This is a genomic window from Planctopirus sp. SH287 (genome assembly GCF_056500625.1).
The window spans coordinates 1,332,269-1,353,087 of the sequence record NZ_CM151403.1; the positions used below are offsets into that span (position 1 = coordinate 1,332,269).

At 52.1% G+C, this 20,819-nt stretch carries 15 protein-coding genes and 2 tRNA genes; 5 read left to right on the forward strand and 12 right to left on the reverse strand.

What is annotated here, in order from left to right; translation table 11 throughout:
* Nucleotides 1-48: 48 nt before the first annotated feature.
* The 5 genes from sigJ to SH287x_RS04880 all read right to left on the reverse strand — a co-directional run bounded on the left by sigJ (nt 49) and on the right by SH287x_RS04880 (nt 3,864).
* Nucleotides 49-897 (reverse strand): RNA polymerase sigma factor SigJ, encoded by an 849-nt coding sequence (sigJ, locus tag SH287x_RS04860; RefSeq protein WP_479517319.1) that lies wholly within the window; start codon nt 895-897, stop codon nt 49-51.
* Between the two features lie 91 nt (nt 898-988).
* The gene (locus tag SH287x_RS04865) at nt 989-1,417 is read right to left on the reverse strand and encodes a cupin domain-containing protein (protein ID WP_479517320.1); all 429 of its coding nucleotides are present in this window, start codon (nt 1,415-1,417) and stop codon (nt 989-991) included.
* Between the two features lie 415 nt (nt 1,418-1,832).
* On the reverse strand, nt 1,833-2,267 hold the full coding sequence (locus tag SH287x_RS04870; protein ID WP_479517321.1) for a hypothetical protein: 435 nt from the start codon (nt 2,265-2,267) through the stop codon (nt 1,833-1,835).
* A gap of 279 nt (nt 2,268-2,546) precedes the next feature.
* Nucleotides 2,547-2,621, reverse strand: a tRNA-Pro gene (locus SH287x_RS04875).
* 253 nt (nt 2,622-2,874) lie between these two features.
* Nucleotides 2,875-3,864: a YheT family hydrolase gene (locus SH287x_RS04880; RefSeq protein ID WP_479517323.1), complete on the reverse strand. Its 990-nt coding sequence runs from the start codon at nt 3,862-3,864 to the stop codon at nt 2,875-2,877.
* Nucleotides 3,865-4,244: 380 nt separating this feature from the next.
* Between SH287x_RS04880 and ychF the strand changes: the two genes are divergently transcribed.
* The 3 genes from ychF (at nt 4,245) to SH287x_RS04895 (ending at nt 7,829) form a co-directional block, all read left to right on the forward strand.
* A complete protein-coding gene (ychF, locus tag SH287x_RS04885) occupies nt 4,245-5,336 on the forward strand; it encodes a redox-regulated ATPase YchF (RefSeq protein WP_479518663.1) in 1,092 nt (363 codons plus the stop codon).
* A gap of 180 nt (nt 5,337-5,516) precedes the next feature.
* A tRNA-Arg gene (locus SH287x_RS04890) sits at nt 5,517-5,590 on the forward strand.
* A 475-nt stretch (nt 5,591-6,065) separates the two neighbouring features.
* Entirely contained in the window at nt 6,066-7,829 is a 1,764-nt protein-coding gene (locus tag SH287x_RS04895; RefSeq protein ID WP_479517324.1) for an SMP-30/gluconolactonase/LRE family protein, read from the forward strand.
* An 83-nt stretch (nt 7,830-7,912) separates the two neighbouring features.
* Here SH287x_RS04895 and SH287x_RS04900 read toward each other — a convergent pair whose 3' ends face one another.
* From SH287x_RS04900 to SH287x_RS04915, 4 genes are all read right to left on the reverse strand, one after another.
* A complete protein-coding gene (locus tag SH287x_RS04900) occupies nt 7,913-9,616 on the reverse strand; it encodes a SpoIIE family protein phosphatase (RefSeq protein WP_479517325.1) in 1,704 nt (567 codons plus the stop codon).
* A gap of 238 nt (nt 9,617-9,854) precedes the next feature.
* The gene (locus SH287x_RS04905; RefSeq protein WP_479517326.1) at nt 9,855-11,156 is read right to left on the reverse strand and encodes a glucuronate isomerase; all 1,302 of its coding nucleotides are present in this window, start codon (nt 11,154-11,156) and stop codon (nt 9,855-9,857) included.
* 197 nt (nt 11,157-11,353) lie between these two features.
* Nucleotides 11,354-12,379, reverse strand: a complete 1,026-nt coding sequence (gene sppA / locus SH287x_RS04910; RefSeq protein ID WP_479517327.1) for a signal peptide peptidase SppA — start codon at nt 12,377-12,379, stop codon at nt 11,354-11,356.
* A 266-nt stretch (nt 12,380-12,645) separates the two neighbouring features.
* A complete protein-coding gene (locus SH287x_RS04915; RefSeq protein ID WP_479517329.1) occupies nt 12,646-13,800 on the reverse strand; it encodes a hypothetical protein in 1,155 nt (384 codons plus the stop codon).
* 430 nt (nt 13,801-14,230) lie between these two features.
* Here SH287x_RS04915 and SH287x_RS04920 point away from each other — a divergent pair, with 430 nt between their 5' ends.
* Together SH287x_RS04920 and SH287x_RS04925 are read left to right on the forward strand one after the other, a co-directional pair.
* Nucleotides 14,231-15,574: an enolase C-terminal domain-like protein gene (locus tag SH287x_RS04920; RefSeq protein ID WP_479517330.1), complete on the forward strand. Its 1,344-nt coding sequence runs from the start codon at nt 14,231-14,233 to the stop codon at nt 15,572-15,574.
* Nucleotides 15,575-16,197: 623 nt separating this feature from the next.
* Entirely contained in the window at nt 16,198-18,273 is a 2,076-nt protein-coding gene (locus SH287x_RS04925; RefSeq protein ID WP_479517332.1) for an alpha/beta hydrolase family protein, read from the forward strand.
* A gap of 49 nt (nt 18,274-18,322) precedes the next feature.
* On the opposite strand, the gene SH287x_RS04930 is transcribed toward SH287x_RS04925, so the two are convergent.
* The 3 genes from SH287x_RS04930 to SH287x_RS04940 form a co-directional block, all read right to left on the reverse strand.
* The gene (locus tag SH287x_RS04930) at nt 18,323-18,964 is read right to left on the reverse strand and encodes a hypothetical protein (protein ID WP_479517333.1); all 642 of its coding nucleotides are present in this window, start codon (nt 18,962-18,964) and stop codon (nt 18,323-18,325) included.
* A 346-nt stretch (nt 18,965-19,310) separates the two neighbouring features.
* The gene (locus SH287x_RS04935) at nt 19,311-19,979 is read right to left on the reverse strand and encodes an HAD hydrolase-like protein (RefSeq protein ID WP_479517334.1); all 669 of its coding nucleotides are present in this window, start codon (nt 19,977-19,979) and stop codon (nt 19,311-19,313) included.
* Between the two features lie 151 nt (nt 19,980-20,130).
* Complete coding sequence (locus tag SH287x_RS04940) at nt 20,131-20,784, reverse strand: response regulator transcription factor (protein WP_479517335.1); 654 nt, start codon at nt 20,782-20,784, stop codon at nt 20,131-20,133.
* Between the last annotated feature and the right edge of the window lie 35 nt (nt 20,785-20,819).

The window sequence follows — 20,819 nt, forward strand, 5'->3', positions numbered from 1 at the left end:
GATAAGCCATCAAGAACGTTGGCCAGCCGCCAGTCCCTGAAGTGACGATTAGTCGATTTGGGCTTCAGACCAACGGGAAAGTTTGTCTGGATTGACGGTCATATAAACGGCTCGGACACCGTCCTCAATGCGGAAGGATGCCACGTGAATGACTTTTCCGTTCGATAGGAAGATCACCCCCGGTTCACCGTTCACGGTCGCTGTGCGCATTTCAAAGTTTCGACGCTTCCTGCTGAAGACCCCGGTGAGGAACCTTGCGACGAGATTTCGCCCGCGGACGATGATGCGCGCCGCAGTCACCTTGCCGCCACCATCGGAGTGGACTTCCACGTCTTCGGTGACGAGCTGTTCCACCAGCTTCACATCGCCCGCGCGACAGGCGGCAACAAATCGCTCTGCCAAACTTTCTGCCTTTTGCACCGCGGGTTGGAATCGCAGCTGATCTTGTTCTAGCCGCGATTTCGCCCGGCTGACAATCTGCCGCACGTGAACCTCGGTTTTCCCCAAAATCTCAGCAATGGCGGCATACTCGTAGTCAAACACTGTCCTCAGTAGGAACGCAGCTCGTTCTTCTGGCGAGAGGCGTTCCAGCATCAACAGAAATGCCTGCGTAAGCGATTCCGCTAGCACGGTATTTGGCGCTCCGACCTTGGTGTCGACGGGTTCAGGCACCCAGGGACCAATGTATTTTTTTCGGCGGTGGTCAGCTCTCAGCAGGTCAATGCACCGTCTCGTTGTCGTTTTGACGAGAAAACCTTCAGGCGAGGAAACTTCCTCGGCTGTCTGCAAACGCAGAAAGGCGTCCTGCACGGCGTCTTCTGCATCCACCACGCTCCCGAGCATACGGTAGGCGACGGACATCATCCGAGGTCGCAGTTCATTCAGGTTGGCGTTCATGGCAAACTCCTGCTCTTGGCAGAGCACTCCACCCGCTCCGCGTCATCTTCACCAGCCTGTCATATCCTACGCGATGTCCCGCTTGAGCCACTTATTTCTTGAAATGCTCTGGAATAACGATCTCTTTCGAGTCGCGCGGATGCACAATAAACGCGATCAGGCGAGTCTTGGCTTTTGTCGCCGGGTTCTTTGACACTCGATGCAGGCATCCGGTCGGCTCATAGAATGCCTCGCCTGCTTTCAGAAGTGTCGTCGGCTGGTCATCAATTCCAAGTTCGTACTCACCTTCCAGTACATAGACGAACCCTGGCCCGGGATGACGATGTGACAAGCCGGATTGACCAGGGCCAATTGTCACTTCCACCGCCGTCAGCATGACGTCTTTTCCGTCAAGTTTCTCTGTGATGTCGCGAGTTGTGATGAGTTTCACCGATTCCCCATGCTGGTGGTGATTTGCTGCCGCCGCTCCACCCACTCCCAAGGCTATTCCGAAGGCCAGGACAACGAACTTTCTAAGCATCATTTTCTCCCGTCACGAATTCGAGCACGCGCCGCGAGGGCTATCCTCAGGGTGTTCGCAATCAAGGACGCAGGAGACAGAGCGTTTGTGACAGACGGCAAAACTTTTTGGCAGTTGGCGCGTCGAGCGAAGAGCAAGAAACAGAGCGGAACCGCCCCAGTGTTGTGGGGGCATCCAACTGGGCACGGTTGCTTGCCGATCATTTGTGGCGAAACGGGTGACCGAATTTGCACTCGACGAGCGGCTGATGCATGACGAGTTATGGCAATCGGTCAATACGACGAGCTGTTAGTCATTTGGAGTCGGAGTGACAAGACGGCTGTTGAAATTTTTCGGGATGGGAAGTTTGGATTTGGCGGTTTCTCGACCGACAGCGGGCAAGCGAGCCAGTGTAACGGACAAACTCAACCCAAGCTTAGCCGTCAATCGGAGCGGGAAAACTTAAGGGCTTTGGCTTGCTTATTTCGCTCTCTTCATACCATGCAATGTCGGAAATAGCTGGCTCGCTCACAATCGCATTGTGAACATCGGCCAGCAGACATTCTAGTCTGACCTTCCCTGACGTGCTGAACCATTGGAACCAGGCAAAGGAACCATTATGAAAGTGAGCCAGCCAAGCGCCCTCTGCGTCCCACGCGCTCAAACCGATCCAGAACTTCTTCTGATTGCGTTGAGCAAGCAACACGACGCCCCAATCCTCCTGGCACAGGTGCTCATCAATTTGCAAGTCCGGCACCCGCGTTAGCAGCGCGACGAACCAATGTGCTCCGCTCACAGCAAGAACGCCACCGCCGTCCTCTGAGTCACCGACAAACTCGGCCGGATGCCGGAAAGTTACGTTGGTGCGCATCGTTCGGGGGCCCAAACCGTGATTCTCTAACCAGACTGGAGTCAAAATAAGCGGCCAAGGATCACAGCGTCAACGTCTGGCTTGATAATCTTCCCAAGAGTTGAGCTGAACTCGGCAATCTCATATGTGCCAATGCTTTGCAGCAAGTGGCCCTGCCGGTTTTCCCAAATCCCTGAGTGTTTGAACCTAACGAATGGTTCGCAAAGTCAGCCGTAAATCATCGCTGAAAAAACAAATGGCCTGCCGCAAATCCATGCGGCAGGCCATTTGTTTTTCGAGTCGGGATGACAGGATTCGAACCTGCGACTTCCTGGTCCCAAACCAGGTGCTCTAGCCGGGCTGAGCTACATCCCGAGTGTGGCCGAAGTTTATCGAGGTGTCTGGCAACCGTCAATTCGACCATGGCAGAAAGATGCGCAAGATTTGCCGATCTCATAAACAACGGTTTAAAATGGCCTGGCCGACTGCCTGACCCGAGATGTGATGAGGGCGCAACAGGGGCCGGTCTTCCCTGCTCAAGCTGCTGTTGATCTCAGAAAATGGCCCTCGCTGCGTATTGCCAACTGAAGCTGGATGAACAAAAAGCAGCCACCAAACCAGTGACAATTCAGGTCAGTAGACGTTTTTGCCTGCTTGAGTCGTTATCAAAATGGGCGGTCTGTTCAATCCAGTTTTCTACAAAGCGATCTAACCAGAAGCCGTGCCCCGCGCGATCGGGAGATGAGAAATAGCCAACATGCCCGCCTGACGGGGTCAGGCACAAGGTCGTCGATTTTGACCACTCCCCTGCCCTGCCTGTGAACAGGCCGATAGGAATCAACGGGTCATCTTTTGACGTGAGAATCGTTGTCAGTAATCTGATCTGTGAAAGTGTGCTGATCGCACTCGACTGGGCATAATAGTCATCAGCTCCCTGAAACCCGCTGCGGGGAGCCGTATAGAGATCATCAAATTCATAGAGCGTTCGTGGACGCCTCAACTTGGCAGGCCAGCGGCTTTCATCCTTTCTCTGACTCAATTGTCGGTAAAGTTGCCGCACAAAAAATTGATCATAGAGGCGGTTGACTCCAGATTTCAGTTGCTCGACGCAATGCTTGAGATCAATGGGAGGGTTGATTGCCAGTGCCGCAGTGACGCACGCGGGAAGTTCGTTCCCACATCTTCCCAGGGTTTTCAGCAGGATATTTCCACTCAGCGAAATTCCGCAGATCAACAGCTTATCAATTGGTCTCTGGAGCGACTGAGACTGACTGAGCCACTGAGTCACAGCGACCAGATCTTCTGTCCGGCCAGCATGATATGGCCGCGATGCCAGCAATTCTGCTTCGCCACAGCCACGATGATTCATCCGATAGACAGTGACTCCTGACGACAATAAGCGGACCGTCAGACGACGCATTAAACCACTGCGGTGATCGCCACAAAGCCCTGGCATCAACAACACCGCGATCGATGAATTACCGGCCGTTGCCTGTTGAGATAAATTCTCCAATCGCTGGCATTTGGTGAGGTCAGGCTGATTTTCATAGACCGTGAGCCGGTCACCGTCTGGCAGCGAGACAATATGCCGCAGCGAATCCCCCGGTTGCTCACTCACTGGCCACAACCCGCATGCAATTGTCTGCAAATGCCCACCCGGAAGCCACCAGGTCTGGCGCAAGGGAAGTTCACAAATTTTCACATTTTGACTGTGTTTTTTTTTGCTGTGGTCTTTTTCGCGGTGGTCGTTTTTGCTGTGATCATTTTCATCGTGAGTGTTACTGATTTTACCATTCTCCAGTTGAATCGAGACAGAAAGTGAGGTTCCGGATTGGTTCACAGGACTCTCCGGCGTGCAAAACATGCCTCAGCGTGATATCACTCGCAATTCTGCCCGTTTCTGATGCAATGCTCAGGAGCGACATTTCCACATGCCAGTTCCCTCCGATTAGGGTCACTGGATAAATTTTACACGCAGTGCAGATGGGTTTCGCGATTATGGAAGCGGGAATTGTTGGCCTCCCCAATGTTGGCAAGAGTACCCTATTCAATGCTCTCACCTGCTCTAAAGCAGCTCAGAGCGCCAACTATCCATTCTGTACCATTGAGCCGAACGAGGGGGTGGTCAGCGTTCCTGACTCCCGGCTCGAACGGATTACGAAGTTCATTCCTCCGCAAAAAGTGATCCCTGCGGCCTTAAAGCTGGTGGATATCGCCGGGATTGTGAAGGGGGCCAGTGAAGGACAGGGTTTGGGAAATAAATTCCTGAGCCACATTCGTGAAGTCGACGCGATTCTGCAAGTCGTTCGCTGCTTTGAAGACCCTGATGTGGTGCATGTCGCGGGTGATGTTAATCCCTTGTCCGACATTGAGACGATCGAGATGGAGCTGATGCTTTCAGACATGCAGACGCTCGATAATTCTCTCTCCAAGGCGGAACGTTCTGCCAAGAGCGGCGACAAAGAAGCCAAACTCCGTGTCGATGTCATCAAGAAGTGTACGGCTCATCTCGCAACAGACCAACCATTGCGAAAAATGGAAGTCGATGAGAATGAGGCCAAAATCATGCGGTCATTTGGCCTCATGACGGCTAAACCCGTGCTCTATGTTGCAAACGTCGATGAGAATGATTTGCTGGGTGAAGGCCCCCTGGTCAAGCAGTTACAGGAATTTGCCTCAAAAGTTGGTGCGGAGGTTGTCCCCGTTTGCGCCAAGCTCGAAGCCGAGTTGGCAGAACTTGATCCTGCCGACCGGGCGGAAATGCTCGATTCTGTGGGGCTTAAAGAACCTGCTTTAGCCATTCTGGCCCGAGCGACATACCGCACGCTGGGACAGCAAAGCTACTTCACTGCCGGCGAAAAAGAAGTTCGTGCCTGGACGGTGCCCGTCGGAGCCACAGCTCCTCAGGCCGCTGGTGTGATTCACACCGACTTTGAAAAAGGGTTTATTCGAGCCGAAATCTACCGGCTGGAAGATCTGGAACAATACAAAAACGAAAAAGAAATTCGCGCAGCAGGCAAGCTCCGTGTTGAAGGCAAGGCCTACATCATGCAAGATGGGGATATCTGCCACTTCCTGGTCAACTCCTGATCACGGGGTGCAGATTTATGGAGTATTGGTGCTTTGGCTCAGGAACTCTCACGGGCTGACACCGTGTGCAAGCAGTAGAAATTCTGGGTAAAGTTTGGTTGACTCACTGATGGCCCGCTCGCCTGGCACCTCCTGACCTGGCAGGCCACATCTCAGCGTGCTTTATTAACCAAGAAATGAGTCCCCGTAGCTCAGCTGGATAGAGCGACGGTTTCCTAAACCGTAGGTCGGTGGTTCGAATCCACTCGGGGGCATTTGAAAACTACTTCATGAAAAGGTGGGTTGCGCGACTTCACCTCAGCTGGATTTGTGGGTTTCAGCCAACGTTTTCTGGCTGCTTTTCAGATGACCCACTAAAGTCGGAACCCCATTACTCGTTGCGGCAAAGTGCTGCTTGACGCACATCTCACAGTGACAGATGGGATGCTTGAATGTCTCGGGTGGTTGCTTCTCATCGCATTTGAAATGCCGTCAGAATGAGTTCCCGTCCAAAGCTTCTGACGGATAAGGCTTTCGTGATGCGTTGGCGGTCGTTACCTTATGGCAAGAATGGCAGCCAGTGCATTGTCAAAGTCTAAAATTCGGGTCTCTTCTGTTGTTAAGTCCGACAACGGAGGACGTTTCGGCGACATCAACCCGAAGACAAAGCCGTGACACGGCAGCCAGGCGTGCGGCAGATGCGGTGCTTTCTACACAACGCAACAATGATTGACTGACGGGAGTGTTGGTATGCAATGTTTTTTTTCTTCTGGTATTGGCCGGGCTTCTGCCCTGCTCTTGAGTCTGGCAGTCCTCCTGTCACTTCAACCTGCTGCCATGGCGCAGCAGGCTGCGACTCCTGCCAATAGCGAAGTTCCCAAGGGGAGTGTCACTAAATATCAGTTGAAGTCGAGTAAAATCTTTCCCGGAACGACTCGTGACTACTGGGTCTATATTCCACAACAATATACCGGAGAGACCCCCGCGGCGCTTTATGTCAATCAGGATGGAGTGCAATACAATGCTCCGGCAGTCTTTGACAAGTTAATAGCCGCTGGGGAAATGCCAGTGACCATCGGCGTGTTTGTTATGCACGGGAAGGTTCCCGCAATCAATGGAGAAAAGCAGCTTGATCGTTTTAATCGTAGCTATGAGTACGATGGATTAGGTGATAGCTACGCTCGTTTTCTCATTGAAGAACTACTTCCTGCTGTTGAACAGCTTAAAACCAGTGATGGCAAGCCGATTAAGCTGTCCAAAGATCCCAATGATCGTGCGATTGGCGGTTCAAGCAGTGGGGCAATTTGTGCCTGGACGGTGGCTTGGGAACGCCCTGACTCATTTCGCAGGGTCTTTAGTGCGATTGGCACCTATGTCGGACTACGTGGCGGCCACAGCTATCCCACTCTCGTGCGTAAATATGAACCCAAGCCACTTCGCGTGTTTCTGGAAGATGGCACGAATGATCTCAATATCTATGGTGGTGACTGGTGGATCGCCAATCAGGCGATGGATCGTTCGCTGACCTTTGCTGGATATGAAGTCAACCATTCCTGGGGAGATGGAGGGCATAACGGTAAGCATGCCACGGAGATTTTCCCTGATGCGATGCGATGGTTATGGAAAGATCATGCGGCTGGTATCAAAACGGGGAAAGGTTCTCCCCAGCTTCAAGAAATTCTTATTCCAGGGGAAGACTGGAAACTGGTTGCCGAGGGCTACAAATTTACAGAAGGCCCGGCCGTCAACGCACAAGGGGAAGTTTTTTACAATGATGTTCCTAACTCGACGACCTACCGTGTCACTCCTCACGGTGTGGAAGCTTTTCGTAAAGAGACTAATCGTGGGGACGGACAGGCGTTTGGCCCGGACGGTAGACTATATACGGTCGCCAGTGGTTCACAGCAGATCGTAGCCACGACACCAGAGGGAGTGGTTACTGAGGTCGGTAAAGGGTTTCGCGGAAATGATCTGGTCGTGCTGAACAATGGCTCGATCTATGTAACAGAGCCTGGTTGGTCAGGAACAGAGCCTAGCAAGATCTGGTTAATTCCCAAGGGTGGTGAGCCAACGGTTGTTGATACCGGCCTCAAGTTCTCGAACGGGATTACCGTTTCACCTGATCAGAGTTTGCTTTATGTGGCTGATTCAAAATCACACTGGGTCTATAGCTATCAGATTCAGCCCGATGGCAAGCTTGCTCATAAGCAGCGGTATTACCATCTGCATCAGCCTGATGCCGTCGACGATAGTGGAGCAGATGGTTTGCGGACGGATCGCGATGGTCGGCTGTGGGTCGCGACACGTCTGGGATTGCAGGTCTGTGATCAGGCCGGACGGGTGAACTGTATTATTCCTTCACCCAACGGAAAAGTCTCCAACCTGACGTTTGGTGGCCCGGAGTTTGATACGCTCTATATTATGGCGGGTGATAAAGTTTATCAGCGGAAGGTGAAGGTGCGTGGTGCCAATGCGTGGCAGGCTCCGATCAAGCCCGCTGCTCCCCGGCTTTAATACCAAAGACTGATTAAAAAGACGGCCGGGAAGATTTGTTTCTCCCGGCCGTCTGCTTTGGAATTGCAAGAAAGTGATGACGGCTATTCGGTCAATCGGCCGAAGACCATCAGGGTGATGTCGTCGTTCTGGGGGCGCCCGTTAGCGTGTTTACGAACATCCTGTAAAATCGTGCGTCCCAGATCTTCTGCACCGAGATGGCCATGTGTGGTCATCAGTTCGCGAATTCTTCCCATGCCATAGAGATCGCTGTTGTGGTTCATTGCTTCGCTGACCCCATCGGTATAGATGAGGCAGGTCTCGCCTGGTTCAATCTTTCGAGTGACCACATCGAAGGGATAATCCTCCATCACGCCCAGGGGAATCCCGACAGCTTCGGCACCAAATTCTTCCACTGTGCCGTCGGCCTTGCGAATCATGATGGGCATATGGCCTGCGTTGACGAGTGACATCTCTCCGGTTTTGGTTGAAATGACTCCCAAAACAAAGGTGACAAAACGGCCTTCCACCGCCTTGGCACACATTTGATTATTTATCCGAGTGACAGCGACTCCAACATCGGACACAAACGCCATGACGTTTTGTACGACGCTGGAGATCCGTGACATTACCAGCGATGCGGGAACCCCCTTCCCTGCCACGTCACCGAAGGCAAAGAAAACACGGTCGCCCTCCAGTTCCATGCAGTCGTAGTAATCTCCGCCGACCGCCTGGGCCGAATCGTAAGACGCGTAAAACTGATAACCTTCAATCTGCGGCAGGCTTTCGGGGAGCAGTGCCAGTTGCACGTTGGCGGCAATTTGCATTTCCCGATCCTGCTTCTGCTTTTCCAGAGCTGTCACCATCAGTCGGGCGGTTTCATAAGACAAACCTGCCTGGCCTGCCACTGCGATGAGCAGGTCAAGATCATCCTTTTTGAATTGATTGAAGGCATTCTGGGTGTCGATGTGGATGACTCCCATAACTTCGCCCGACACGCTCAGCATGGGGACTGCCATCATTGAGCGGATCGTGAGTGCCGAGATTGACTCGCTGGCTTCAAAACGGGAGTCATTGGTCGCATCGGCAGAGAGAATCCCTGTTTTCTGCTCCAGTACAGTGTTGAGAACTGTACGGCTCAGTTTGACCGACTCATCTTCATCTGCCCGGCGGTGCTTGATCGCCCGAGGAACGAGCTTGCCATCTTCACTTTTGAAAAGAACCACTCCCCGATCAGCATGAGGGAAAATGTTGAACAACGTATCGAGAATTTTGGGAAGCAGGCCATCTAGATCGGTGCTGCCGGCGAGTGCCCGGCTGATTTCCAGAACGGCTTTGAGTTTGGCTTCCGGCTGCACTTCCAGGGCACCGAACCCCTCGACTTTTCCGGACGTTCCCATCACGGTGGCAACGTCATCGTCGCCCGTCGCGAACTCAAGGTTAAAAGTGGCCATTCCCCCCGCGCTACCAGGAGCACCGACCCCACTTCCCGAAGTGATGCCAGGACGGGTGGCGGGATTTGCCGGATCTTCAAACCGCAGCAGGATCGGCCCCAGCTTAATCCGGTCGCCGTCCTTCAGTTTTGATGGGCCTTCGAGTTTTTTTCCGTTAACAAACGTGCCGTTTCCTGACCCCAGGTCTTCGATGATGAAGGCATCGTCTTGAACAACAACACGGGCATGCTTGCGGGAGACCATGTTCGAATTGATCTGGATGCTGCACTCAGGGTGTCGACCAAGTGTGGCCTCTTCGCCCGAGATTTCGTAGGGAGTTGCTTCCCCTCCTTGCAGCAGCAGAAGTTTCGCCATGACGAACTCCAATCGATCGGAAGACTCTATGATAATTTATGGATGGAACGATGATGAATCGCCATCATCGTTCCTTGCAGCAGCATTCTAGGGACAAATGGCCACATCTCCAAGCCATACTGATAACATCACTATTCTCTTCGTTTCCGATGCCCGCCATCGGGCATTCCATCCATTTGACCAGATGGTCAAGCAGCAGTTTATGGTCAACGATCCTCAAATTGCTGGTTTCATCACCTTATTTGTTGCCAAAAAAGAGCGTTTCTACGTTTCCTCGAAGCACCTGACGCCCCAGGTTCAAAGCGCGTTCTTCTGACCAGCCTCGTCCCACGACAAAATCTTCGTGCAGCACCTTGGCCAGGACGCGGCGATACATCTGGAACTTGGGCCAGCCGAATTCCAGTTTGTACATGTCGCTGTAGTAGCCGATATTCTTGTTGCGAGGAATGGCTTCGAGCCGGCTGCGGCAGTCTGGTTCGATAAACGCCGGGATATTGGAATACCACCAGTGCCCGTTGGCAATCACGTTCGGAAAGATCCAGGCGTAACTGACCAATTCCATATTACTGGCGTGGGCGAGCACTGAAATTGGAAATTTCACCCTGGGAAAGGCGTTGAATAAACGCCGATATTGCAGCAGCGAGACTCGTTGATCGAAGAGATCCTGCCCTTGATAAACCCCGGCTTCGTAGACACGCCGGTTCACGCCGATCATCAGATCAAATGGAAGGTGGTGTTCGGAGCAGAATTCGGCAATCGTCCAGAAAACGAACTGACTGAGTGTGCGGGACTGTTCGGGGGTTAGCGTCGCGCCCGAATACGCGGCTCGAAGCGGGCCTTCGGCATCGAGATGACTGACTGGAATGGGTTCAAAATCGGGTGGCAGCGAGATGGCTGCCGCTTTCACGTTGTTGGCCACGAAGTGGCTGAAGAGATGGCCAATGGCGTGGTTCAATTTGGCGGGTGTGGCACAGTCGAAGCCTGTTGCCTTGGCCAGACGTTGACGAATTTCCGGCTTTTGCAGATGAAACACGAGATCATCTGTTCGCAGGCAAGGGATGTACCTGGAGGTATCAAATCCTTGCAGTGGATCATCAAAATCATTGGTCAGAAAGACGGCTTCCAACCCGCTCTTTTCCAGAACGGTGGCTTCCCAGCCGGGAGATGCCATTAAGGTTTCAGAATGGTTGTAAAGGCTTTCCCAGTTGCTGGCGTTGAGTGTTTCACCCTCAAACCCAAAGAACTTCTGGCATAACTCAATCAGCCATTTGACTTGAATGGTGTTATCGAGATGAGTCAGACCTTCGACGATTCGGCCAACTTTCTCTTTGGGCGAAATGCCGGGTTCTTCGATCCGTTCTTTAGGCATGCCCGCTGAGTGGGCAAGCTCTGTGTAATAGTGGTAGCCAAGGATATCCGCGAGATTGGTTGATGCGGCGGAGAGCGGGTTGATATGCGAATGGGGATCAATCAAAACCAGTTTGTCGAGTTCGGAGCAAAGGTCATCAGCGGGCGTCCGAAGGGTTGTGTTTGACGGCATGAATCAGGTTCCAGAAGTAAATTCGGAAGGTGTCAATCAATCGTTTATCGAATCGCTCAATGACTTAAGAAATGGGAGAGTCAAACAGGAGAGGGGCGTCGCTGTCTCGAATTGAAGTTGTTGAAGTTCGTGGCAATGGATGAAAGCAGTGGGAATTAACAGCAGGGAAAACCTCCGAATGAGGTCGCGACATGGCGCTAACGAACTTCATTAGTAAGTAACGAGGGAATCCCTGGAAGCCAGGAGCAAAGATACATCGCGCGCGGTGTGGTTGCATCAACCAGAGACTGCCATTGGGCCGTTTTCGCATCCCGATGTTCATTTCCAAGAATGAGATCGATCAGTTGAGAAGGTGACTGATAAACCACCACACGGACGCGATCGAGATTGAGAGATTTCTGAAGGGCGGCAATCGAGTCTTCTTCAAAACCGATCTGGTCAATCAATCCATTGGCTCGTGCGTCACGGGCAGTGTAAATCTGCCCGGTGGCGAGCTTGCGGGCCTGTTCGCGATCCAGCGTGTCACGATTGACATCGATCAGTTCGACAAACTGCTCAAAAGACTGATTGAGAATATCGTCCCAGATTTTTCGTTCGGCTTCAGGAAGCGGACGAAACGGACTCAGTGCATCCTTGAACTCCCCTGTTCGCAGGGGATCGGAACTGATCCCCAGTTTCTCGACCAGGCCGCTGGCATCAAACCTTGGGATAATGACGCCGATTGAACCTGTCCAGGTTGTTGGCTCTGCGTAGATCTGTCCTTTGACCCCTGCCCCCATCGCGATGTAATAGCCACCCGAGGCAGCTAATCGCTTCATCTGGACAAAGATCGGCTTTTTCTGGCGAAGCTTTTCCAGTGCGTGATAAATCTGATGGCTATCAGCCACCAGTCCGCCCGGGCTGTCGACTGTGAGGAGAACTCCTTTCACCCGGTCATCTTTTGCGGCTACTTCAATCTGGCGAATCACACGCTCGGTCAATGGTGGCATGATTGTTCCACTGACCCGCAGCACAACAATCCGGTTCGATGTGGTTCGATCTCCCGAGAGATACCGTTCTGTGACCTCTGGGTTCTGCGAAAAATAGTCGCGGTAAGCGGCGTACATCCCCAGATTGACCACGACAGAGAGACCCAGAAGCAGGACAAGACCTCGAAGAGTCCATGACTTCCAGAAAGGTTTCGACGATTGAACAACAACGGTCTGGGGAGCAACAGAAGCCATCGTGATAAAGTTCTTTCCCTGGAGCCTGACAAGATTCTGCCAGATGGTAACAAAAGTCAGATGAGGGCAAAACGAGAAGCGAGAAAACCTTTGCCAGAAACCACTTGAGAAATCTTTGCGAACGATGATTTCCTATGAATGAGCCTGGGTGCCGTGTCAGGGCTTTGTCCTGAGGTGAATGGCGCCGCTGTGTCCTCGGTTGTCGGGCTTTACTCCGTTGCGAGTTTTACAACGGACTCAGCCCTGATTTTAAGTTTGGCATGCCACTATGGAGTCAAACGTAAACCCTCCTCCGTTACTTCAACCATAATTGACTCCGGTGGAAAGAGGCTTTTTACAAAATCGATGGCAGGCTGATTGTTGGCTTTCACGTTCACCAACTGATCTAAACTTAAGCCTGCTTTTTTGAAAGCCTCTTCGTCAAAGAAGACGGGGACTGCGGATTTCTGGAGCTGCTGGAGGATGGCTCGCCGCGAAACCATGGAAACCTCGAGGGTGAGTTTCATCTGCTCAACTTTTGACATGCCACTTTTATCGGTGTCGCGTTTTTTCTTCCCTGCCTGAGAAGCGGGTAATGCAGTGCCACCACGATTTGCCACGATCTCTTTCGGCCCTTTGATCGTGGCATCGAGTTGCTTCAGTCCGTTGTAAGTGCCCGTCGCATGGATTTCGGTCTTCCCTGTTGAAATGGTGACTTTTTGCAATGGAATCTGGGGAAATTGTTCAGCCAGGCTGGTGAGCTTCTCAGCAGGAACTCTTGAGAGAACAATCGTGAATTGTCGATCCTGCGCGGTAAGGGGCCTGAGTTCGCACACATCGCCTGCTGAACCGATGGAGAACGTCTGATCGCTCATGGCAGCCAAGATCGACAGCGCGTCACTGAAGAAAACCTTCGACAGTTTTCCTGCGACGAGATGGTCGTGAGGAAATGTTCCTGTAATCCTGATATCCCAGATCAGTTCCAACTCATCAGCAAGCTCTCTTGGCGTTGTCAGATCGTCCCATTCCAATGTCTGCCGTGTTTTCCAGCGTTGGCGTATCTCTGGTGCCCAGTCTTTCTTATGTGCATCGGCTTCGAACCTTCTTAGCGCGGCCGCCGTGGTGATCAGTTCGGCCTTTTCCGGGGTGCTGAGGTAAACAATGGGGTTAATTCGTGAGATTCCCCAAGTCGTTTGATCACTCAGCTGCTTCAGCCCCTCTTGTGCTGTCTGGTCTATCATCTTCAGGGAAACAAGGGCCGAAGGATCAACCGTTCCATCCAGCCAGACTGACCAATCTTCGGGATTTGCGATTAATAAGGCTGTCTCTTTCAATGATTGATTGCTGGTCACTAATGTTCGCAGAGGTAATCCCTCATGTTGAAAGGCTGGCTGCTGAATCACTGGCGGTGCATCTTGTGCGGTCGCCAGAGAATGCGTCATTGACGTAAGCATTTCTTCTCGTTCATAACCCGGCAGCATTTCCGCCAGATTAGTGCTTGCTGTCAGAAACAGGATGCAGAGGCTGAGGCGCCAGGCTGCTTGCCGCCGGGGTCGAAAAGTCCGAATTTGAAGCGTCCTGTTGTGGCAAGTCTTCTGGCAAGACGCGGGTTGGTCATCGCAAAATGGTTTCGATTGCTGTATGAAAAGGAATTGGTTCATATGGAATTTCCGTAGGAGCCAACTGAAGAACTGAAAAAAACGATTCACACCAAGCCTTTCTCTCTGGGCATTTGATCTGCTCTTGAGCATCTTGCCATGTTTCGTTGACTGTGTTCTTGCCCTATTGTTGGATCGTGGATTAGACTTCTTGGGTTGGCGGTTTTCTGTTAGCCGCAAGTGTATCAGGAATTTTGTAGGAAAAGATGGGAGCATGGCGAAGGCGACGGATCTCCGAATCAAGGACGCAACCTGCTCCTTCGAGCCGATTGTTTTTCGAACCCCGCTCAAGTTTGGCGATCGGGTGCAGAAAACGGCACTGCTCGTCAATGTTGATGTCGATGTCGAATCGCATGACGGCAAACACAAAGGGCAAGGCTTTGGCAGCATGCCTTTGGGAAACCTCTGGGCATGGCCCTCCTCTGCTTGTTCTCCCGAGCAGACCGAAGCGGCGATGAAGACGTTCGTTGAAGAGATTGTCCATCTGGCACTCATTTGCACAGAATCAGGACACCCGATTGATCTGGTGTATCACCTGGCTGGCGAATACCCTCACCTTGCCAAGACATTGGCTGCCCGGAATAAATCCCCGGAAGCTCTTCCCGAGTTAGCCCAACTGGTTGCTGCCAGTGCGCTGGATGCCGCCTTGCATGATGCGTTTGGTCGCATGCACCAGTTGAACAGCTTTGATATGCTGACCAAAAAGTACATGTCGTTTGATCTGTCTGAATATCTCGATAAGTCTTTTGCAGGTGAATATCTCGATAAATACACCCGTCGTGAGCCTGCGGCTCAACTGGCCTTATTTCATCTCGTGGGTGCTGTTGATCCCCTCACGGAAGCCGACGTCAAGGAAAAGGTCGGTGATGGTCTGCCCGAGCATTTGGGCGAATGGATCACTCGCGATCAGCTCTCTTGTCTGAAAATCAAACTCAAGGGAAATGATCTGGACTGGGATCGCGAGCGGATTCTGGGAGTCGATCGTGTCGCGACAACCACCTCACCAGCGACAGTCTGGCGTTACTCGCTCGATTTCAATGAGCAGTGTCAGTCAGCGGAGTATGTCATCTCATTGCTGGAAGAACTGAAGAAAAATCACGCCGCTCTCTTTAACCGCATTGAATATCTTGAGCAGCCCACGCACCGTGATTTGTCAGCTCATCCGATTCCCATGCACGATGTCGCCAAGTTAAAACCTGTGGTCATCGACGAATCACTTGTCGACTTTGATGTCTTATTGGCAGCCAAGGATCTGGGTTACTCTGGAGTTGCCATCAAAGCCTGCAAAGGCCAGACCGAGTCGCTATTACTAGCGGCAGCGGCTCAAAAATTTGGCATGTACCTCTGCGTTCAAGATCTGACATGCCCCGGTGCATCGTTCCTGCACTCTGCCAGCCTGGCAGCTCACCTCCCTGGAATTACCGCCGTCGAAGGGAACGGACGCCAGTATTCTCCAGCCGCCAACAAAATCTGGGCACGTGACTATCCCGAACTCTTCAACCTGAAAGACGGGAAAATCAACACCTCGACCCTCAACGGCCCTGGCCTCGGCTTCTAACCCCCTTGCGGGGTTTGGGGCGGCGTATGAAGGCCGATTGTTTGTTGACGATTGGGTCTTACGCCGCCAAAGCGCGAGCTTTTGTTCGTTTTGTGGTTTTAACTCCCTTACAGTCGTTTGAGCGGTGGGAACCATACACGAGGTCGTATTGACAAGGTCGGGCCTGGCTTATGTCTGAGTACCTGGCTTACGGCTGCTGACAAACTGCGTCCTCATGTCGGCAGTGATGTCTGTCAGCAGAAACTGGATGTCGCTCTTTCTCATTCCAAAACAGTTTGGAAGTGAAGCAATCCACCTGACGGGGTCGAGAAACTGCTGGCGTGGCTGGCCTTTTCGGGCTTTGGCACGACCTTGCGAGCGTATGGCCAAGTGGTGCAGGCTCGTTGGCCTGCTGGCTGCTAATTTCGCCCCGCCCTGGAAGAGCTGTCTGGAAGCCCATTTGAGCAAAAAGCCCCTCTGCATCACCAATCACATCCCATGCCAAGCAGGATTGCCTGCGGCCAACTTCTCTTTCAACAGGAAGGTGTTGCGAGTTTCCAGGCAGATGCTCTTAAATGGAACGAGAGTTCAGACTCATCCATGATCGCATATAACTTTTAGCAATGAATGAAAAAGGACGCTCAATGTTCTCACGTCGTACGCTCCTCGAAGCTGCTGCTATTGGTGCCTGGGGATGGGGAACACAATCTGCAGCCTGCGCCCATGTCACAACGGCCCAAGACCATGAGAAATCGTCATCTCAGAAAGCAAAAGAGAAAGAACACGAGCGTTTACCGCCGCTCAATCGATTCGGGCGCATGCTTCATGAATACTATGATGGCCTGATTCGTCACGCGATGCAGGATCGGAGTGAACGGCTCGCCAAGATCAAGACCCGTGAACAGGCTCAGGCTTATATCGACGACGTCAGAAAAAAAGTTGCCAAAGCTTTCGGCCCCTTTCCCCAACGCACGCCTCTCAATCCCAAGATTACAGGAACACTCTCAAGAGAAACCTATCGAATCGACAAATTGCTGTTTGAAAGTCGCCCTGGTTTTTTTGTCACAGCCAATTTATATGTCCCGACAGTCGGGCAAGCTCCCTTCCCTGCAGTTGTCGGGGAATGCGGGCATTCCGATAACGGGAAAGCCGCTGCGTTGTACCAGTCGTTCTCTCAGGGACTGGCGCGACAGGGATACGTTGTCCTGATTTTCGACCCCGTTAGCCAGGGGGAAAGGCTGCAATACCTTGCAAAAGACTCTTCCCGCTCAAAGGTCGGCGTGGGGGTGATGGAGCACCTTCATGCAGGAAATCAACAGTTTCTTGTCGGAGATTTTTTAGGGACAACACGAGCCTGGGATGCGATTTGCGCACTGGACTATCTGCAATCGCGATCCGACGTTGATCCTCATCGCATTGGCATTACCGGCAATTCCGGTGGTGGCACCATGACAATGTGGCTCGCGGCTTTGGACGATCGCTGGGCCATGGCGGCACCCAGTTGTGCCGTCACTTCCTTCTTTCGAAATTTCCAAAATGAGCTTCCCACCGACACAGAGCAATGCCCTCCCGGCGTGTTGGCCATGGGTTTGGATCATGCGGATTTCATCGCGGTGATGGCACCGAAACCAGTCGTCCTGTTAGCGCAGGAAGAAGACTTTTTTGATGTTCGCGGCACAGAACAGGCATACAAAGAACTCAAGAAGTTATGGGGCTTGCTGGGCAGCGAGCAAAATCTTCAACTCTCTATTGCACCTGGGGGGCATCAATACTCCCAGACCAGTCGCGAGGCGATGTACGCCATGTTCCACCAGGCCACCGGCAAGAAAATGGGAAGCAAAGAGCCTGCTTTGACGATCGAAAACGATGCCGATCTGCTCGTGACACCACAAGGCCAGGTTTCTTTAATGGGGGGGGCGACACTTTTTGAGTTCACACAATCTGCCGCACGTACGAAAGCAAAACAGAGGAGACCGTTAAAGGCTGAAGAACTCTCAATAGCGCTTCGTAAACATCTGGTCATTCCCGCAGAAATCCCGGTTCCCGACTATCGGATTCTGCGTAGTGCTGGCAATCGGAAGACCCCTCGTTCCGGCGTGACCCACTATGCACTGCAAACGGAACCGGGCATTGAGACGATTGTGGCTCGTCTGGCTGGCCAACGACTCGATTCCCGGCCACCCCGCTCTCAGGAACCCTGCTTATTGTACGTATCCCATCATTCTGCAGATGCAGAACTCCGCGAGGAAGGATGGTTGCGGGATTTGATCCAACACCATCCCACACAACCCGTTTATGCCTGTGATCTGCGTGGAATTGGTGAATCTCGTCCCGACACTTGTGGGGGGCCACAGAAATTCTTGCAGCCGTATGGCAGTGACTATTTCTATGCGATTCATGGCTTGATGTTGAATCGACCGCTGGTGGGACAGCGGACACTCGATTTACTGGCAACGATCTCCTGGCTGCAATCGCTCGGGCACCAACAGGTTCATTTAGTGTCGATGAATTGGGGAACGCTCCCTTCTGTCTTCGCCGCCTGCCTGTCACCAGCGATTGAGAAACTGCATCTCAAAGGGCTTCCTCCGAGCTATCTCAGCATTGCAGAAGACGAGTTCTATGAGGCGCCCTTGTCGCTCATGGTGCCGGAAGTTCTCAGCCATTTTGACCTGCCGGATTGTCTGTCGAGCTTAAAGGATCGCAAGGTGGAGGTTGTGTAAGAATCTCTATACTTTTTATAGGCTTTCACTCAAGTCCTTGATATTGCCATTATTCCGATTTCAAAGATGTTCCGGTTCCGATCTGGAACGCCATATAGATCGCAATACCAAAAAATAACAGGTCATAGATTCCAAAACTATTTTTGAAGAGTCCATCACGAACGACCTGATGCACTTCGTCTTTGACCTTGGCGAGTTCCTGGCTATGCGTGGCGATCCGTGATGCTTTTTCAGATTCAGGAAGCTTCTCCCAATCGGCCTGAACTTTTTTGGCGATATCAACAGGATAGTCATTCAAACTTTCCACTGTTTCCGGGTTTTTCCCATTTCGCCAGGCCAGTTGCTCGGGGGCTTTGTCGCTGGAATTAACGAGCGCCTCTGCGTCGGAATGCAGAAGATGGTCAGCGGTCGCGACAGAGTTGAAATTACGAATCGCATCATGAGCCTGGATCGTCGCGACCGCATATTTCCCGCCAGCAATCGAAACGATGGCAAGCAAGGCGGCAATTACGCCCGGAGTAATACCCTGCCAATCACCAGCGCCAATCCGCACAAAGAATCCGACAATAAACCCGATTCCTAAGGCGACATATCCCACTTCATAGTTGGTGAAATAGCTGATGGCTGCCCAGATTGCCGCGCCAATCGCTCCGCCAATAATCCCCCCGCCGATCACGCTGGCAAATTTCATCTCGTGCTCGCTTTAAACCTGAGTTTCAGCCACGCCCCCGCCACGACAGGAAAATAACCAGATCGATGTCAAGAAACCAAGAGAAAAAAGTGCTAAATCTTTCTTGAATCTCATAATCAATCTGGCACGCAATATTGCCGCCCAAGGTCTCGTGCCATGCCACGGATTTATCTTGGAGTTTCATGCGTCGTCACGTCCTCTGATGTCGGAACTGACGACCTGTTCAACCCCGCTTTTCAGCATTTGATAACGCACTAATTATTGCCTGCCAGATTCATGACTACTGTCCCCCTTAGTATAACATTGGGGGAAGTATTGATCCTGGAAAGCGACTTGGAGAGTGTGTCTATATACGCGGTGAACTGGCCTGTCGGGTGCTAAGGAGTGATTGTAGTTCTTGAGGCGTACCGACAAGCGTGGTTGCTCCTGCGCTCGTTAATTCTCGCCGACTGCCATACCCCCAAAGTACGCCGATCACAGGAATGCCATTGGATAAGGCTCCGTAGACATCATGTTCCCGATCGCCAATCATGAGCGCCTCCTCTGGAGAAATGTTCTGCTCATGAAGGAGATGCGCCAGAAGTTCCGATTTATCAGTTCGGGTTCCATCCAGTTCACTGCCATAGACATTTCTAAAATACGGCAGCAATTGGAAATACTCAAGAATCCGCCTGGCGTAGATCGTGGGCTTGGATGTCGCAACCCACAGCGTCTTTCCTTGTAAGGCAGCTTCATTAAGAACCGGAACCACTCCCTCAATCACCCGGTTCTCATAGAGACCGATCTCACTAAATCGCCTACGGTAGGACGCCATACAGCGATCGACCAATGCCGATTCGTGAGAGTTGTGAACCAGTTTTGCAAAACTTGATCTGAGAGGTGGCCCGATACACCATCGCAGTTCGTCGTTGTGAGGTGGCTCAATGTCATTTTCACGTAAGGCAAATTGAATGCACCGCGTGATTCCTTCAAATGGGTCTGTGAGTGTCCCATCAAGGTCAAAGAACAGATGCATAGACCAGTACCACGGAAAGTTTGCCGAAGAACCAAATAAAGAAGTTGTCGTTCTTCCTGAGAATCAGTCACGATTTCAGGAAGAACGGCAACCTGTGGCTATAGAACGTGCCAGAACGACAGCCTGAAAACCTGAGGGTCACCAAGTGATTTTATGCCTCTGGGGGAAGAATCGTTCGTGTTTTTCGGCATTGCTGGATGGTGAACCACATCCGCAGGAGTTGCGGAATGCTGTCGGCCTCCATCTTTTTCATGATCTTGGCACGATGAGCTTCAATCGTTTTGAAACTGACCGAAAGACGCTGGCCGATCTCTTTGCTGGAAAGTCCTTCGATCACTTCTTCAAACACTTCCCGTTCGCGATCAGTCAGACGGTCATAGCGATCGAGAACGACCTGTTGGGAATGAAATTCTTCACGCCGGCGTGCATCTTCCGCCAAAGCCTTTTGGATCAATTCCAGAAAATCATTGTCGTCAAAAGGTTTTTTCAGCACGTGAATTGCGCCCGCTTTCATCGCGCGGACAGCAATCGGAACGTCGCCGAACGCAGAGACAATAATAATTGGCAGCAGGCACCCTCGTTCCCGCAGGACTTCCTGAAGTTCCAGCCCACTCATGCCGGGCATGCGCACATCGCAGATGATGCAGCCAGTTTGCCGGGGACTGAATTGTGCAAGAAATTCATCAGCCGAAGGGAAAATCACCACCGCGCGGTGAATTGATTCAATCAGATACTTGGCAGATTCAGCGAATCCCATGTCGTCATCAACGACATAAACGGTCGGTGGTAAATCGGTTGTTGACATGAGCGATGCCATCCTGTCGTAAGGGGAAGTCACGA

Coding starts and splice junctions, on each gene's coding strand:
- sigJ (WP_479517319.1), bottom strand. CDS start 897: ATGAACGCCAACCTGAATGAACTGCGACCTCGGATGATGTCCGTCGCC.
- SH287x_RS04935 (WP_479517334.1), bottom strand. CDS start 19,979: ATGCATCTGTTCTTTGACCTTGATGGGACACTCACAGACCCATTTGAA.
- SH287x_RS04895 (WP_479517324.1), top strand. CDS start 6,066: ATGCAATGTTTTTTTTCTTCTGGTATTGGCCGGGCTTCTGCCCTGCTC.
- SH287x_RS04900 (WP_479517325.1), bottom strand. CDS start 9,616: ATGGCGAAACTTCTGCTGCTGCAAGGAGGGGAAGCAACTCCCTACGAA.
- SH287x_RS04925 (WP_479517332.1), top strand. CDS start 16,198: ATGTTCTCACGTCGTACGCTCCTCGAAGCTGCTGCTATTGGTGCCTGG.
- SH287x_RS04940 (WP_479517335.1), bottom strand. CDS start 20,784: ATGTCAACAACCGATTTACCACCGACCGTTTATGTCGTTGATGACGAC.
- ychF (WP_479518663.1), top strand. CDS start 4,245: ATGGAAGCGGGAATTGTTGGCCTCCCCAATGTTGGCAAGAGTACCCTA.
- SH287x_RS04915 (WP_479517329.1), bottom strand. CDS start 13,800: ATGACGCATTCTCTGGCGACCGCACAAGATGCACCGCCAGTGATTCAG.
- SH287x_RS04870 (WP_479517321.1), bottom strand. CDS start 2,267: ATGCGCACCAACGTAACTTTCCGGCATCCGGCCGAGTTTGTCGGTGAC.
- SH287x_RS04930 (WP_479517333.1), bottom strand. CDS start 18,964: ATGAAATTTGCCAGCGTGATCGGCGGGGGGATTATTGGCGGAGCGATT.
- SH287x_RS04865 (WP_479517320.1), bottom strand. CDS start 1,417: ATGCTTAGAAAGTTCGTTGTCCTGGCCTTCGGAATAGCCTTGGGAGTG.
- SH287x_RS04920 (WP_479517330.1), top strand. CDS start 14,231: ATGGCGAAGGCGACGGATCTCCGAATCAAGGACGCAACCTGCTCCTTC.
- sppA (WP_479517327.1), bottom strand. CDS start 12,379: ATGGCTTCTGTTGCTCCCCAGACCGTTGTTGTTCAATCGTCGAAACCT.
- SH287x_RS04905 (WP_479517326.1), bottom strand. CDS start 11,156: ATGCCGTCAAACACAACCCTTCGGACGCCCGCTGATGACCTTTGCTCC.